A 15,921-nucleotide genomic window follows, 5' to 3' on the forward strand; every position below is an offset into this window, starting at 1 on the left:
CTTCAAATTTATTCGGATAACTGATTGATGGACCGTTACCGCGAGCGCTCGCGGCTGATGTAGATCGCGAGCAGGATGATTCCGCCCTTGATCACGTTCTGCACATACGGGTTCACGCCGATCATGTTGAGCCCGTTGTTGAGCACGCCGAGCAGCAGCGCACCGACGAGTGTGCCGAGAATCGCGCCGCGCCCGCCGGAGATCGACGTGCCGCCCATCACGACGGCCGCGATCGCGTCGAGCTCGAAGCCCACGCCGGCGTTCGGCTGCCCGCTCATCAGGCGCCCGGTCAGCACGATCGCGGCCAGCGCCGACGTGACGCCGGCCAGCGTGTAGACGATCAGCTTCACGCGCGCGACCCGCACGCCGGTGAGCCGCGTCGCCTGCTCGTTGCCGCCGATCGCATACACGTAGCGGCCGAACGGCATCCGGTCGAGCAACAGCCACGCGATCGCATAGACCACCAGCATGATCAGCACCGGCGCCTGGATGCCGAGCACCTTGCCGCTGCCGAAGAACGCGACCCAGTCGGGCAGCCCGTCGATCGGATAGCCGCCCGTGTAGATCAGCGCGAGGCCGCGCGCGATGCCCATCGTCGCGAGCGTGACGATGATCGGCGGCATCCCCGCGAACGCGACGAACACGCCGTTCAGGAAGCCGAAGCCGAGGCCGACCGCGATGCCGATCGCCAGCGCGGCGACCGCGTTGACGCCCGCGACCATCAGCCCGGCCGCGAGCGTGCCCGACAACGCCATCACCGAGCCGACCGACAGGTCGATCCCGCCGGTCAGGATCACGCAGGTCATGCCGACCGCGATGATCGCGTTGATCGAGACCTGACGCAGCACGTTTTCGAGGTTCGCGGCGGACAGGAAGCTCGGGCTCGCGATCATCATCGCGATGCACACGACGATGAGGCCCACGAGCGGATAGAACAGCGTCGAGCGGCGCAATTGGGCCCACATCGCGCGGGGCGGCGGCGCATCGGCGGTCGTGGCCGCGAGCGTCGTGGAAGGCGTGGAAGAAGAATCAGGCAGGTTCATGGGTCGCTCCTCGCGTGCCGGCCGTGGCATAGGTCATGACCGTGTCGGGATCGATCTCGTCGCCGGCGAGGGTCGCCTCGATGCGGCCCTGCCGGAACACGGCGACGCGATCGCACATGCCGACGATTTCCGGCAATTCGGACGAGATCATGATGATGGCGTAGCCGCGCGCGGTGAGTTCGCGCATCAGCCCGTAGATTTCGGCTTTCGCGCCGACGTCGATGCCGCGCGTCGGCTCGTCGAAGATCAGCACCGACGTGTGATGGTTCAACCAGCGCGCGATCACGACCTTCTGCTGGTTGCCGCCGGACAGCGTCGCGACCTCGGTGTGAATCGACGGCGCCTTCACGCCGACGCGCCGCATCACGTCGTGCGTCGTACGCGCCTCGCCGCGCCGGTCGATCAGCCAGCGCATCGACCGGTACTTGCCGAGGTTGTTCAGGGAGATGTTGTCGCGGATCGAGAACGACGTGACGAGCCCTTCCGTCTTGCGGCTTTCCGGCAGGATGCCGATGCCCGCGCGCAGCGCGTCGGCCGGATCGGCAAGCTTCGCCGCCGCGCCACGTACGCGCAACTCCTTGCGATGCGCGCGCGTCGCGCCGATCACCGCGAGCACGGTTTCCGTGCGGCCCGAGCCGACCAGCCCCGCGAAACCGAGGATCTCGCCGGCCCGTAGCGCGAAGCTGTTCACCGGGCCGTCGCGCTCGATCTGCAGCGCATGGACGTCGAGCACGACCGGCGCGTCGACCGGCAGCGCCGGCTTCGGCGGAAAGCTGCTTTCGATCCGGCGGCCGACCATCATCCGCACCAGTTGCTCGACGTCGGTGCGCGCGACGTCGGTCGTCGCGACGTACTGCCCGTCGCGCAGCACCGTGATGCGGTCGCACACCGCGAAAATTTCGTCGAGATGATGCGAGATGAAGATCATCGCGACGCCCTGCCGCTTCAGCTCGCGCATGATCGCGAACAGGTGCTCGGCCTCGGCCGGCGTGAGCGTCGCGGTCGGTTCGTCGAGGATCAGGATGCGCGCGTCGAGCGACAGCGCCTTGCCGATCTCGACGAACTGCTGCTGCGCGACCGACAGCGTGCGGATCGGCGCATCGAGATCGATCGCCACGCCGAGCCGCGCGAAAAGGCTCGCCGCCGCGGCACGCATCCGCTTGCGGTCGCGCGCGCCCCAGCGCGTGCGCAGCTCGCGGCCGAGGAACAGGTTGTCGACGGCATCGAGGTGCGGAATCAGGCTGAATTCCTGGAACACGATGCCGACGCCGGCCGCGACCGCGTCGTGATAGTCCGCGAAATGGCGCGCGGTGCCGTCGATCTCGATGGTGCCGGCATCCGGCTGGTGGATGCCGCAGAGGATCTTCATCAGCGTCGATTTTCCCGCGCCGTTCTCGCCGAGCAGCGCATGGATCTCGCCGCGCGCGATCTCCAGATGAATGTCGGACAGCGCCTTCACGCCGGGAAAGCTTTTCGTGATGTGGCTGAGCCTGAGTATCGTGTCCATCGGCTTCTCCGTCCGAAGGGCGTCGGCCACGCCGCCGCCCTTCGCGTCGTATCGCGCGTCGCTCACCAGCTGAAACCCTTCGCGTTGCCGCGATCGACGACCTTCACGTCGACCGGGATCGCCTTCGGCACCGTCGCGCCCCACTTGCGCGCGATCGCGATGCCGAGCGCGATGCGCACCTGGTCGGCCGGGAACTGCGCGGTCGTCTCGATGAACTTCGAGTTCGGCTTCTGGATCGCGGCGACCGCCTCGGGTGCGCCGTCGACGCTCGTCAGCTTGATGTCCTTGCCGGACCCCTCGATCGCGGCGAGCGCGCCCATCGAGCCGCCGTCGTTCACGCTGAAAATGCCCTTCAGGTTCGGATGCGCGGAAATCATGTTTTCGGTGACCGAGAGCGCGGTCGCGCGCTCCTGCTTGCCGTTCTGCGTGTCGACGAGCTTCACGTTCGGGAATTTCGCGAGCCCGGCCTTGCAGCCGCGCACGCGTTCGAGAATCGGCACGACCGGAATGCCGTCGAGGATCGCGACCTCGCCGCTGCCGCCGATCGCCTTCGCGAGGTATTCGCACGACATCACGCCCGCGTCGTAATTCTTCGAGCCGACGAACGAATCGACCGGGCCGTTCGCGTTCGCATCGACGGCCACGACCACCGCGCCCGCCTTCTTCGCTTGCGTGATCGCCGACTGGATGCCGGTCGAATCGGTCGGATTCACGAGCAGGATGTCGATCTTCTTCTGCAGCATGTCCTCGACGTCGCTCACCTGCTTGCTGACGTCGTGATGCGCGTCGGTGACGACGACCTGCGCGCCGATCGACGCGGCCGCGTCGTTCAGCGCCTTCTGCATCGTCACGAAATACGGGTTGTTCAGTTCCTGGAACGTCATGCCGATGCGCAGCGGCGCGGCCTGCGCGGCGGCGGCGGGCAGCAGGGCCGCGACGGCGAGCGCGGCAACGGCCGCCACGCGGGCGGCGCGGCGGGTGGATGAAGCGGGCGATGCGTGCGTCATGACGGTGTCTCCAAAATTGTGTGCGACTTTTTCGTGGGTGAATGCGCCCCTCGCGACGTGAGCGACGCGATCGGCTGGGTAAAACACGACGAAGAAAACACGGGCGGGCGGCGGCCCGCGGATCATCCGGGCTGCGGCGCGAGCTCGGGTGCACCGGGCGTCAGCACGCGCGGCGGCAGCGGATTGCCGGTGGGTGCCGCATGCAGCGCCAGCTCGCGGCTGCGCGCGTTCAGGCGCTGCAGCGCGCGGAATTCGGACGGCGCCATCCCCTTCACCGCGCGGAACTGGCGGTTGAAGTTCGACACGTTGTTGAAGCCGGCCTGGAAACAGACGTCGGTGATGCTCGCGTCGTCGGCGAGCAGCATCTGGCACGCGGATTCAATGCGCAGACGATTCACGTACTGGACGAACGGCATGCCCGTGTGGCGATGGAATGCGCGCGAGAACGCGCTGACGCTCTGCCCGGTCAGCTGCGCGAGATCGGATTCGCGCAGCTCGGAGGCGAGGTTCTTGCCGATATACGACAGCGCGTGACTGAGCCGCGTCGGCGTGACGTCGGCCTGGTCGTATGCGGGGCTCGCGAGCAGCGTGCGTTCGGCCGCGCCGCACAGCCGCTCGAGGATCGTCATGAACAGCGCGATGCGGCGCATGCCGCGCGCGGTCAGCAACGCGTCGAACAGCGGTGCGATCGCGGCGCTCGTCGCCGCGTCGAAGCCGACCCCGCGCCGCGCATCGTCGAGCAGCGTCTGCGCGTCGCGACATTCGGGAAACGCGTCCATGCAGCGGCGCACGAAGGACGGATCGAACTGGATCACGAGATTGCGCCGCTCGACGGTTTCGCCTTCGGCCATGTCGCTGACCCAGTTGTGCGGCAGGTTCGGGCCGAGCAGCACGAGATGGCCGGGCTCGAACGAGCCGATGTGATCGCCGACGAAATACTTGCCGCGCGTCGCGACGATCAGGTGCAGCTCGAATTCGGGATGGAAATGCCAGCGGATCGTGCGATACGGATAGCCGTGCGACCAGACCTTGAACGACTCGTCGCGTCGCACTTCGACCACTTCGAGATCGGGGTGCATCATGTTGGCGTCTCCATTCCCATGTATCGCTGGCCGGCCTGTTCGGCTCGTTCGCGCGTCCGCCGGCGGTTTCGCACGGCGATGCGGACCGGTCGCATGGGAAGCAATGTAGGTCGATCGAGCGCGCGACTCCACCAACTTTACGCCTGATTTCCGATACTTTTTTGCGCAATCCGGCCATGAACGGCGCCGGACGGCAAATTTGTTGCGGCGCGCAATCGCGCGGACGGCTGCCCGCGCCGGTCGCCCGCGCCGGCTTACGCCGCCGCGTGCTCGCGTGCCGTGCGCACCTCGTACGCCTTCAGATGGTTGTACGCGATCCGCAGCAGCGACAACGCATCGGCCGCCTGCGGGTCGCGCCGCGCGAGCAGATCACCGATCACGTGATCGGCTTCGACGCGCGCATGGTTCTCGACATCGCGCAGCATCGACGCGGTCAACGGCGACGGCGTGAGCACCATCCGCTGCATCCGCTCACTGGCCGACGAGTCGGGCCGGTAGCCGTTGTGTTCGGCGATCGCGCTGCATTCGGCGAGCATCGTTTCGAGCAGGCGGCGGCCGTCCGGCGCGGCGAGAATGTCGCCGACCGAACCGCGGAACAGCGACGTGCTCGCGGCGAGCGTCGCGAGGAACACCCACTTCTCCCACATCCGCGCGGCGATATCGTCGCTGAGCGTCGCGTCGAAGCCCGCGCCGCCGAGCACGTCGGCCACCGCGCGCACGCGCGGCGATTCGCCGCCGGCAAGCTCGCCGAACGACACGCCGTGCGTGTCGTTCAGGTGCACGATGCGCTGCTCGCGATCGAGCGTCGCCGCGATCACGCACAACCCGCCGAGCACCCTGGCGGCGCCGAAGCGCTCGCGCAGCACGTCGAGGTGGCGCATCCCGTTGAGCATCGGCAGGATCAGCGTCTGCGGCCCGACGAACGGGGCGAACGACAGAATCGCATCGTCGAGGCTGTACGCCTTGCAGCTCAGCAGCACGAGATCGAACGGCGCGACGCCGGCGCCCGCGTCGCCCGCGCGCACGGTCTGCACGTTCGCGAGCGTCAGGTCGCCGCGCGGGCTGCGGATCAGCAGCCCGTCGCGCGCAAGCGCGGCCGCGCGGCCGTCGCGCACCAGGAACGTCACGTCGCGTCCCGCCGCGGCCAGCCGACCGCCGAAGTACCCGCCGACCGCGCCGGCCCCTACCACCAGAATCCGCATCGTTGCCTCCTTTCGGTTTCGTTCGGTGTCGCGCCGCCGCCCGTGCGGGCGCGACGCATACGCCATCGCCCGACAGTATAGCGGCCACTTTTATGCATATGCATAGATGCCCGCGCCCGCGTCGCGGGCATCGGGAAATGACGGCGTCTAAGGGATTTCCCGCCTACGGCGGCGCGCGTCGCGCGCCGTCAAGACACTTACCCCGTCACGCCGTCCCGGCGAGCTTCCTCGACTGACCGACCTCATACCATGCGCAACCTTTCCCTGAATCAGAAACTCGCCTCGATGATCGTCATCCTGTGGCTCGGCCTGCTCGTGATCGCCGGGCTCGGCGCATGGCAGACCCGCGCGTCGATGATCGCGGACCGCCGCGACCAGCTTGCGTCGCTGGTCGCGCAGGCCGCGAGCGTGACCGACCATTACTACAAGCTGTCGCAGCAGAACGCGATGCCGGAAGCCGACGCGAAGCAGAAGGCGCTCGAGGCGATCGCCGCGATGCGCCACGGCGCCGACGGCTATATCTCCGTCAACGATTCGAAGCCGGTGATCGTGATGCATCCGATCAAGACCGAGCTCAACGGCAAGGACGTGTCGAATTTCACCGACCCGAACGGCCAGCACCTGTTCGTCGAGATCGTGAAGGCCGGCAACGCGGAAGGCGGCAAGGGCTTCGTCGAATATCTGTGGCCGAAACCGGGTGCGGACAAGCCGCAGGAGAAGACCAGCGCCGTGCAGCGCTTCGCGCCGTGGGACTGGTATCTGGTGACCGGCATGTACATGAACGACGTGCGCTCGGCGGTGCTCGCGAGCATCGGCCGCTGGCTGGCGATGACGGCCGTGCTCGGCGCGATCGCGACGGCCGTGATGGTGCTGGTGCTGAAAAGCGTGCGCGCGAGCCTCGGCGGCGAGCTCGAAACGGCGCTCGACGCCGCGCAGCGCATCGCTCAGGGCGACCTGACCGCCCGCGTGAGCGTGAAGCACGACGATCGCGGCAGCCTGCTGCATGCGTTGCACACGATGCAGGGCGGGCTGATCGACATGGTGTCGCGCGTCCGGACGGGCACCGAGAACATCAACGTCGGCGCGAGCGAGATCGCCTCCGGCAACACGGACCTGTCGCAGCGCACCGAGGAACAGGCGGCCGCGCTCGTGCAGACCGCGTCGAGCATGGACGAGATGACCGCGAACGTGAAGCAGAACGCGGACAGCGCCGAGCAGGCCGCATCGCTCGCCGGCCAGGCCGCGCAGGTCGCGACGCGCGGCAGCGCGGTGGTCGACGACGTCGTGCGCACGATGAACGAGATCACCGACCGCTCGCACAAGATCGGCGACATCATCGGCGTGATCGACGGGATCGCGTTCCAGACCAACATCCTCGCGCTGAACGCGGCCGTCGAAGCAGCCCGCGCGGGCGAACAGGGCCGCGGCTTCGCGGTGGTCGCGGCCGAAGTGCGCTCGCTCGCGCAACGCTCGGCGACGGCGGCCAAGGAGATCAAGTCGCTGATCGTGTCGTCGAACGAGACGGTCCAGCACGGCGCGACGCTCGTCACGCATGCGGGCGAAACGATGGCCGAGATCGTGCAGTCGGTGCGGCGCGTGAACGAGATCCTCGACGAAATCAGTCACGCATCGCGCGAGCAGAGCGCCGGGATCGAGCAGGTCAACCGCGCGGTGGGCGAGATGGATCAGGTCACGCAGCAGAACGCGGCACTCGTCGAACAGGCCGCGGCGGCCGCGCATTCGCTGCGCGATCAGGCCGAGGCGCTGCGCGACGCGGTGACGCGGTTCGCGTTGCCGGCTTGACGGCGCCCCGCCCCGCACTCACGCCGCGTTGCCCGCCCGCAGCGCGGCCTCGCCGCTGCCGAGCCCCAGCCCCGCCGCGCGCTGGATCAACTCGACGTCGTTGCTCGCGCCGAGCTTCTTCATCGCGCTGATCTTCTGCGCGCTGACCGTCTGCTTGCCCTTGCTCAGGCGCTGCGCGATCGTCTTGATCGGCACGCCCGACAGATACAGGCGAATCACCTCGATTTCGCGCGCCGACAGTTTCACGGGCGTGTCGCCGCGCGTGCCGAGCGCATCGACCGCGCGGCGCACGGACGGCGACAGGTAGGCCGCGCCGCTGTAGCTCGAATGGATCGCCGTGACGATGTGGCCAACCTCGTCGAGCTTGCTGACGACGCTCACGCCGCCGATCGCGGAGATCGACCGGAAGATCAGCGGATTCTCGTTCGCGACCAGCGCGACGATCCCGACGTTCGGCCGCGTGCGGCGCAGCCAGTCGAACAGCGCGAGGCCGTCCATCTGCGCGTCGCCGGGAATCGCATAGTCGACCAGCACGACGTCGCAATCGACGCCGCCGAGCGACGCGACCAGTTCGGCCGCGCTCCGGTAGACCGCGGCGAGCTCGATCGCGCAGGCGCCGCCTGCGATCTGCTCGATACCGGCCAGCGTCAACGGCCAGTCGTACGCGAAGACGATGCGAACATTGAATTTCCTCATGCGGAGTTCCTGGTGGTTCACCGGCCGCGCCGCGCGGAACGCGCGCGACCGGTGGGGCGTTGAAAGGACATTCAGGCGATTTTTAGCCTGAAGGTCGATTCTATGAACGTATGCACGCGCGCGATATCGGACGGCGTACGAATTGGCCGCCGAAGACGTAATACGCGTTTGATATTTGCGCCGGTTCTACGTCCGGCGGCCGGCGCTCGACCGTCGCGGCATCGGCCCGATGGCCGGCATCGCGCGCCGCACGTCCGGCCAGCAGGTAAAATTGCGCATTTGCATGCCACCCCGGCCCGCCGGCGGCGAGCGACGCGCCGATGCCGGCCGCACGCCGCCGCCCCTCGCCGGCTTGCCCGACCTCCCCGCTTTGCTCATGACCGATTCCGACCTGCAATCCGACGACACCTCCATCCACGAAGACGGCCTCTGGCGCGACAACGGCTGGACGGCCCGCATCATCAAGAACGAAGACGACGACGGCTGGGCCGTCGAGATGGTCAAGGACGGCGAGTCCGAGCCCGCGCTCGTCGGGCCGTGGACCATGGGCCGCGACAAGAAGAACCCGAAGCCGATGGACGCGAACGCGTTCCGCACGCTCGTGAAGACCGCGACCGAAGTGCTGATGCGGCACGAACAGCAGCGGCGCGCGATGCTGCACAAGGAAGTGACGGTGCAGGACGAAGCCGGACAGGACGTGTCGGTGACGCTCGACATCGTGCCGGACGAGTTCGAGCCGTATGCGCAGCTCAAGGCATTCGATCCGTATGGCGAGCTGCTGGCCGAAGCGAAGGTGTCGGCCGGGTTCAAGCTCAACAAGGCCAGCGCCGAACGCTGGGCCGCATCGGGCTTCGACCGGCCGGCCTGAGTACGCGATCAGGCGCCGGCGCCCTGCTGCGCCCGCGCGAGCCGACGGGCGGCCAGCTTGCGCCGCACGAGCGCCTCGAACTGCGGCGTCGCGGCCTCGGGATCGCGCGCGGCCAGGCCCAGCAGGTTGCGCGCGAGCTGGATCGGCGTCAGCACGATGCCCCACGGCAGCCCCCACCAGCCGAGCGTGGCCGACGCGAGCAGCGCGACCGCCTGCTTCCTGCGGCCGCAGCGGCGGCAGCACACGTGGCGCCGCGTCGCCCAGCGCGTGACGAATACGAGCGACACGACGCGATGCGACGCATGGACGTCCACCGGCTGCCCTTCGCGCAGGCAGATCGGACAGGGCCCGTAGCGCCAGTCGTCGACGTACTGCCGGACCTTCGCGTCGGGCACCCGTTCGGCCTCGACGACGACCGGATGCGCCTGCGCGCACACCAGACTGCAATAGCGGCGGCCGTCGATCGACCGACCGCCGACCAGGAATGTCCTGCCGCACTGACTGCACTCTGCCACGGTAACCTCGGATAAGCGTGATGCGCCGCGTGCCGGGTGCGCGCGGATCGATGCGCGCGTCCCGGCCGGGGCCGTTTCGTGTTTTAACGGCCGCCGCCGCGAGGTCTTGAGCGCACGCGCACACCGCGGCGCGTCAGCCATGCAGCCCGTGCGCGGTCATCAGACGGTACAGCGTCGCGCGCGAGATGCCGAGCTCCGCCGCGGCGTCCGCATGCTGGCGGCGGTGACGCCGCAGGGTTTCCTCGATCGCGTGCCGCTCGGCCTGCCGACGCGCCTGCGCGAGCGTCGGCAGCCGCAACGACGTGTACGGGCGCAGCTCGAGATCGGCGGCCGAGATCAGCGGGCCGCTCGTCATCACGACCGCGAAGCGGATCCGGTTGATCAGCTCGCGCACGTTGCCGGGCCACGGATAGTTGTGGATCGCCTCGATCGCGCACGCCGTGAAGCCGCGAATCCGGTACGAGCCATCGCCGCGATAGCGCCGCAGCACGTCGTCGGCGAGCAGCATGATGTCACGGCCGCGCATGCGCAGCGGCGGCTCGTCGATGCGCAGCACGCACAGGCGGTAGTACAGGTCGGCGCGGAATCGCCCGGCCTGCATCGCGGCGTCGAGATCGACGTGGGTCGCCGACACGATCCGCACGTCGACCGGAATCGACCCGTGCCCGCCGAGCCGCTCGATCTTGCCCTCCTGCAGGAACCGCAGCAGGCTCGCCTGGCTCTCGAACGGCATGTCGCCGATTTCGTCGAGAAACAGCGTGCCGCCGTGCGCGGCCTCGATGCGGCCGATCTTGCGCTGGTGCGCGCCGGTGAATGCGCCGCGCTCGTGCCCGAACAGTTCGGCCTGCAGCAGCATCGTCGGGATGGCCGCACAGTTCACGGCGACGAACGGTGCGTCGGCACGCGACGACTGCCGGTGGATCGCCGCCGCCGTCAGCTCCTTGCCGGTGCCGGATTCGCCCGCAATGAACACGGTCGCGTCGGTGTTCGCGACCTTGCGGATCGTCGCGAACAGCCGGCGCATCGCGTCGCACGCACCGATCATCGCGCCGCCGGGCGGCGGCGGCTCCGCGGCCGGGTCGCCGTCCGCGAGCTCGAGCATCCCGTATGCATGGCCGACGAGATAGCCGATCGTCGTGTAGGCCGCCGCATTGCGCACGTAGTCGAAGCAGCAATGGCGGATCAGCCGCGCGATCGTGATGTTGCGCAGCCGCTCGCCGTCGACGAGCGCGACCCAGCCGACGCGCGGGTCACGCAGCAGCGCCTCGAACGACGCGACGTCGGGCGACGCGAAGCTGCCGAAATCGACGATGCCCGCATGCGGACGGTTCGCCTTGACGAGATTCAGCGCGTCCGCCACGGTTTTTGCGCGCCACACTTCCCAGCCGCGCGACGCGAGCGAATCGACGAGCGCGGCATCGTGCTGCCGCGACAGGTAGACGAGCGGCCGCGACGGCGCGACGGGCGTGCGCCGGAGCGCGAGGAGCGGCAGCGTGCTCACCTGCCGTTCGACATCCTGCGGGCCCGGCATGCCGAGCTGACAGCAATGGTTCACGATTGCCTCGCCGCATAAGGTTGTGTATCGGAGCGGTCGTTGCCCGGTCGCGCGTGGCGGAGCGCGTGGCGGGGCGCGTGGCCCCGCGGCGCGGCGCCGCTGCGTCCGCAAATCGGCGCCGCGTTATCGGCAGAACACGACGCGCTGCGTGTAGATCTGCGGCTCGATGACGGGCTTCGCCGCTCCGTTGAGATCGTCGCGATAGGCGCGGTAGGTCTTGCCGTTCACCGTCACGTCCGACGCGCGGGCCGTCTCGATCCTGTCGAGCCCGGCGTGCCGCCATTCGTTGACCCGGTCCGCCGCCGTGACGCTCGACTCGCCCGCGATCTTCTGCGTGATCGCACTGCCGTCGCTCCACGGCTGCGTCTGCATGTCCTCGGTGTGCTGCATCGCGCCGACCGCCTTGCCGGTCGGCTTCGGCCCGTTCCGCGCGTCGAACGGCGCGCCGCGGCCGTACACCGGCGATTGCCACGACGGCGCGTGACCGGCTTCCGGCATCATGTAGACCATCTGCGGATCGCCGATCATCATCATCGGCGCGCATGCCGTGTTGTCGGGACGGCCGAGCGTCGACAGCGCCTGCTGGACGCTCGCGGCGTTCGCGAGGGTCTGCTCGCTCAGGATGACGAAGACCGCGGGATTCTGGAAAACCGACTGCGCAGCGGCCTGCGCGCTGGCCAGCCACAAAGCGACCAAAAAGATCCTCATGATTGAGGCCTCCTTGCATCCTCGTCACGCAAAAAGAGGTGTTGACCTCGGGGAGGGGAACAACACCCGTCAAACCGGAAAAGACCATCGGGCATCGGGCCCGGCGGCGGCCGTGCGCCCGGTGCTCCGGTCGCACGGCAGACCGGCCGCATGCCTACGACGAGGTGCTCGTCGAGATGACGGTCGGCGCCGGCGCGGCCGGTGCAGCGTGCTGGTCGACCGCGGCGGGCGACAACGCTTGCGCGGGATCGGTCAGCGCCGGCACGTTTGCGGGCGACGCAGCCACCGCGGCCGCGGATTCGACCGCGTCCGGCACTTTCGCGTCCGCTGCCGGCATGTCGGCGGGCATCGCGGCGACGGCAGGCTGCGCGGCCGCCGGTGCAGGCGCTGCGGCAGTCGCCTCCGGCGCCGGCTCGGCAGCCTTCGTGTCGGCAACCGGCGCCGCGACGACGGCAGCCGCCGGCATCGGTTCGGCAACCGACTCGCCTGCGGCCTGCACCGGATCGGTCGCGGCCGGCATCGGCTCCGGTGCTTGGACCGCGACGGGGTGTGCAGGCTCGGGCGTCTTGACAGCGACGGCAGGCACGGGCTCGGGGGTCCTGTCCGCGACGGCAGGCACCGGCTCGGGGGTCTTGTCCGCGACGGCAGGCACCGGCTCGGGGGTCTTGTCGGCAACTGCCGGGGCAGGCGCCGGCGCCTTGTCGGCGACCGTCTGCGCGGGCTCCGGCGCCTTCGTATCGGCGACCGGTTCGGCAGGCGCCGGCGATGCCTTGTCCGCCGCAGCCGGCGCGGCGATGACGGCTGCTGCCGGCACGGCGGCCATCGCGGCGGCCGGTACGACCGATGCCGCGGGCGAGGTGGCGGCGATGGCAGGCGCGGCAGCCGCCGCAGGTGCCGCGGCGGCCGAAACCGCGGCGGCCACGGCCGGCGCTGCAACCGCCGGTGCGGCTGCGGCAACGGCCGGCATCGCCACTGCCGGCGTGGCGGCGACAGGCGCCATCGCCGGCACAGGGACCGGCACCGAAACCGGCGCAGCGCGCATCGAGGCCGTCTCGATCGGGCGCGTCGGGGCGGGCGCCGGCGCGGCCGAGCCGAGCGGCGGCAGGCCCATCCGGTCACGCACGATCGGATCGCGATACTTGATGTCGTCCGCGACGGTCGCTTCGACGCTGGGCGCCACGTTCGAACGCGCGAGCGGCGCGGTCGTGCCCGGGCACAGGTGCCCGGTCGCCTCCACCGCGCGCCGGTTCGCATCGCTCTGGCACAGCAGCGCGAGCGCCACGTCGGTCAGGCCCATCGCACGGAATTCACGCGCATCGAGACGCCGCACGCAGGCCTGGTCGACGAGCGTCGTGCCGCCCGTCGCGCCGAACCCCGGGAACGACACGCCGACACTCACCGAGCCCATGCAGGTATCGGACAGCGTGGTCGTGAGGCCGGGCGCCTGGATCGACGGATTCGTCTTGATCGTCTGCGTGCCGGAGTAATTGACGTTTTCCGTCGCCTGGGTGTTGTACGGGCTGCTGCCCGGTGCGCCGGTCGCGAGCGCATTCGTGCTCTGCGGCGTCACGTTGCCGCCGGCGGTGCCGGACGGCATCGTCACGTTGACGTTCACGCTCGAATTGCCGCTGCCGCGCACCCCGCTGGAGCTGGTGGCATTCCCCCCGCGCGAACTCGTCGTATTCGTGTTCATGCTCGAACCGCCGCCCTGGCTGATCGCCGTCGACGATGTCGACGATTGCGCGCTCGACGTCGAATCGGCGGTTTGCGCGTGGGCGCCGATCGTGGTCATCGCGAACATCGCCGCACATGCCACCTTGATCCTGTTGCTGTTCATTTCACTCTCCGGACGAGGTTTGACCTCCCACCCAGGCAACCGTACTAATTCCCCTGAATGCCTTCAGTTTTCGCTGCTTCCCCGAACTGCTTCCAGCCGCTGCCCAGCTGGGACCACGAGCCGGCCGACATGCCCTGCCATTGCTGGGTGTCCGGTCCGCCGATGGCACTGCCCGACGAAAGCGTTTGTTGTTCTGACGGTTTGGTTGTCTGAGAAGGGTTGTTTGACGTCTGCATATTCGATTGCCCACCATCGGCGGCACGGTCAGCGCCATACGCCGTCAGAGCCGCGAGCATCAGAGCGGCGGCAATCAGGTTCTGCTTCATGCCAACTCCTTACGTGACAACGATGCGGAAAAGAGACCAGCGTCGCTGGGAAACTGGTCCCCCCACACCTGACTAATGACTGCTCCCGGTCGCGCTCGAGTCTCCCTGGCTTCCGCCCGATGCGGACGGCGAACCGGCCGGACCGGTACTCCACACGGTCGACGTGTTGTAGTGATTCGAGCCCGCGATCGCGCCCGACCCGCCACTGCCCGTCCACCCCACGGCGCCCGCGTTGGCGATGCCGTGGTCGTTCGCGCCCGTGGCCGTGTAGTGGTTCGCGCCGAGTACGATCGTGGCGGTCACCCCTCCCGAAAGCGCATTCGCGTTCTCGTTCGTGCTGCCGTTCCCGGCGAACGAACCCGCGGCACCGATACCGCCGCCCGCCGCGAACGCGCCCCCGTTCGTGCCCGAGCCGCTGGCCGTCGAAGTCGAGTTGTGAAAAGCGGACGCCGTGCCGGCGGAGCCGGCGGGTGTCACGGTACTTCCTGCATTCGCGCCGGCCGTCGAGGTCGAATTGCTGGTATAGCTGCCGGAGCCGACCAGCACCGAACCGGAAACACCCGCCGCAACGGATTGCGTCTGGTTGGTCGTGGACGATCCGGCCGCCAACGCAGCGGACGAAATGACGGTGAGCGCTGTCGCTAACATGACTTTGGCTTTCATAGCAATTCCTTGCTGTGAGGAAGTTCGACGGTGGCGGAGCCGGGCCTGCCCTTGCGGAACAACACCCGGCATCCGTGCCGCCAGCCAATGACGAACGCTACGCGTCGCGGCTTAGTGGTGATACGTCCAGCCGGTCGAGCCCGCGTTCGCGCCGCTGCTGCCGCCTGCTTGTGCGCCGCCGAAGCCGAAGCCGCCGACCGTCGACGTTTGCGTGTGGTTCGTGTACGAGATCGAACCGCTGCTGCCGCCACCGGCCATTGCGCCGGCTGCGCCGAGTGCCGAGCCGGAATCGGTTGCGGTGAAGTGGCCGAACCCGGCGACCCCGGCCATCGTCTGGCCACCGCTCGACGAGTTGCTGCTCGAGATCGTGCCGCTCGCTGCAAACGCTGCACCCGAAACCGCCAGAACTGCTGCTGCAATCAGAAGCTTCTTCATGGTCGACTCCATAACGGCGTGGAGAGAATGAGCATGGAAGATCGCACGCCATCAATCTTCCTGCCTCGGGCAATCCTTGAAAATAAGGATTGCTATCGAATAAATAAATTATTTCAGGATCGTGAATTGGCTTTTTATTTTTGACCAGCCGAAGTCTAGTTTTATGTTTTTAAGTTGTCCAAAATTTATGAGTAGGTGTTTTCTATTATTTTTATGAACATTTGAATTCACCAAAAACATCGTCGATTACATTCACCGGAATTACACACACATCTTTCCGGCTCGCGATTTTCAATACCCCGCCCAAAACAGATACCGGCACCGGCACTCGTTTCAGGAATTGAAAATCAGCGAATGTATTGACTACCGCAAAACGCAGCGCCCGCTCGACATACGCCCTTCAGCCGGGCGACAACGAGCCTGCATTGCAGCCAGACGACATGTCTGCTCCCTGAGCTGACGAAGAAAAGCCTTCCGGATAACCCGGCCGACGCGCGTTCGATCTAATCCGGCCGGCGCCGGCACTGGCCCGGCGCGATCGAAACGGCTCTGCACGGTTGAAGAGGAATCGGCGCGACGCTGTCCGGCACGAACAGCGTGCCCCATCCGGGAGCGCTGAATGAAGGCGAGCATCGCTGTCGCCGGGTTGTCGCGCGAAACGACACCCGCTCCAA

15 protein-coding genes are annotated in these 15,921 nt (G+C 68.0%); 2 read left to right on the forward strand and 13 right to left on the reverse strand.

Annotated elements, in window-relative coordinates; all coding sequences use genetic code 11:
• Positions 1-35 precede the first annotated feature (35 nt).
• From HWX09_RS27340 to panE, 5 genes are all read right to left on the reverse strand, one after another.
• Positions 36-1,043 (reverse strand): ABC transporter permease, encoded by a 1,008-nt coding sequence (locus HWX09_RS27340; protein ID WP_027781090.1) that lies wholly within the window; start codon positions 1,041-1,043, stop codon positions 36-38.
• Complete coding sequence (locus HWX09_RS27345) at positions 1,030-2,550, reverse strand: sugar ABC transporter ATP-binding protein (RefSeq protein ID WP_027781091.1); 1,521 nt, start codon at positions 2,548-2,550, stop codon at positions 1,030-1,032. The genes HWX09_RS27340 and HWX09_RS27345 overlap by 14 nt, the downstream gene beginning before the upstream one ends.
• A 62-nt stretch (positions 2,551-2,612) precedes the next feature.
• Entirely contained in the window at positions 2,613-3,557 is a 945-nt protein-coding gene (locus HWX09_RS27350) for a substrate-binding domain-containing protein (protein ID WP_027781092.1), read from the reverse strand.
• 122 nt (positions 3,558-3,679) lie between these two features.
• The gene (locus HWX09_RS27355; RefSeq protein WP_027781093.1) at positions 3,680-4,639 is read right to left on the reverse strand and encodes an AraC family transcriptional regulator; all 960 of its coding nucleotides are present in this window, start codon (positions 4,637-4,639) and stop codon (positions 3,680-3,682) included.
• Positions 4,640-4,893: 254 nt separating this feature from the next.
• A complete protein-coding gene (gene panE / locus HWX09_RS27360) occupies positions 4,894-5,841 on the reverse strand; it encodes a 2-dehydropantoate 2-reductase (protein WP_027781094.1) in 948 nt (315 codons plus the stop codon).
• A 249-nt stretch (positions 5,842-6,090) separates the two neighbouring features.
• Between panE and HWX09_RS27365 the strand changes: the two genes are divergently transcribed.
• On the forward strand, positions 6,091-7,644 hold the full coding sequence (locus HWX09_RS27365) for a methyl-accepting chemotaxis protein (RefSeq protein WP_027781095.1): 1,554 nt from the start codon (positions 6,091-6,093) through the stop codon (positions 7,642-7,644).
• Between the two features lie 18 nt (positions 7,645-7,662).
• On the opposite strand, the gene HWX09_RS27370 is transcribed toward HWX09_RS27365, so the two are convergent.
• Positions 7,663-8,340 (reverse strand): response regulator transcription factor, encoded by a 678-nt coding sequence (locus HWX09_RS27370; RefSeq protein WP_027781096.1) that lies wholly within the window; start codon positions 8,338-8,340, stop codon positions 7,663-7,665.
• Between the two features lie 376 nt (positions 8,341-8,716).
• Between HWX09_RS27370 and HWX09_RS27375 the strand changes: the two genes are divergently transcribed.
• Positions 8,717-9,208 carry a hypothetical protein gene (locus HWX09_RS27375; protein ID WP_027781097.1) on the forward strand — a complete coding sequence of 164 codons (492 nt, stop codon included), beginning with the start codon at positions 8,717-8,719 and terminating at the stop codon, positions 9,206-9,208.
• 8 nt (positions 9,209-9,216) lie between these two features.
• Here the strand turns inward: HWX09_RS27375 and HWX09_RS27380 are convergent, their stop codons facing one another.
• The 7 genes from HWX09_RS27380 to HWX09_RS27410 form a co-directional block, all read right to left on the reverse strand.
• Positions 9,217-9,723 (reverse strand): hypothetical protein, encoded by a 507-nt coding sequence (locus HWX09_RS27380; RefSeq protein ID WP_027781098.1) that lies wholly within the window; start codon positions 9,721-9,723, stop codon positions 9,217-9,219.
• A gap of 133 nt (positions 9,724-9,856) precedes the next feature.
• Positions 9,857-11,254 carry a sigma-54 dependent transcriptional regulator gene (locus tag HWX09_RS27385; protein WP_051421296.1) on the reverse strand — a complete coding sequence of 466 codons (1,398 nt, stop codon included), beginning with the start codon at positions 11,252-11,254 and terminating at the stop codon, positions 9,857-9,859.
• Between the two features lie 147 nt (positions 11,255-11,401).
• Positions 11,402-11,986: a hypothetical protein gene (locus tag HWX09_RS27390; RefSeq protein WP_027781100.1), complete on the reverse strand. Its 585-nt coding sequence runs from the start codon at positions 11,984-11,986 to the stop codon at positions 11,402-11,404.
• A gap of 154 nt (positions 11,987-12,140) precedes the next feature.
• Positions 12,141-13,823, reverse strand: a complete 1,683-nt coding sequence (locus HWX09_RS27395) for a hypothetical protein (RefSeq protein ID WP_027781101.1) — start codon at positions 13,821-13,823, stop codon at positions 12,141-12,143.
• 44 nt (positions 13,824-13,867) lie between these two features.
• The gene (locus tag HWX09_RS27400) at positions 13,868-14,149 is read right to left on the reverse strand and encodes a hypothetical protein (protein ID WP_027781102.1); all 282 of its coding nucleotides are present in this window, start codon (positions 14,147-14,149) and stop codon (positions 13,868-13,870) included.
• Positions 14,150-14,221: 72 nt separating this feature from the next.
• Positions 14,222-14,812, reverse strand: coding sequence for a hypothetical protein (locus tag HWX09_RS27405; protein WP_027781103.1), 591 nt, complete (start codon positions 14,810-14,812; stop codon positions 14,222-14,224).
• A 111-nt stretch (positions 14,813-14,923) separates the two neighbouring features.
• The gene (locus HWX09_RS27410) at positions 14,924-15,247 is read right to left on the reverse strand and encodes a hypothetical protein (RefSeq protein ID WP_027781104.1); all 324 of its coding nucleotides are present in this window, start codon (positions 15,245-15,247) and stop codon (positions 14,924-14,926) included.
• Positions 15,248-15,921 lie beyond the last annotated feature (674 nt).

It is taken from the genome of Burkholderia sp. BCC1208, from assembly GCF_902833095.1.
Taxonomy (GTDB): Bacteria; Pseudomonadota; Gammaproteobacteria; order Burkholderiales; family Burkholderiaceae; genus Burkholderia.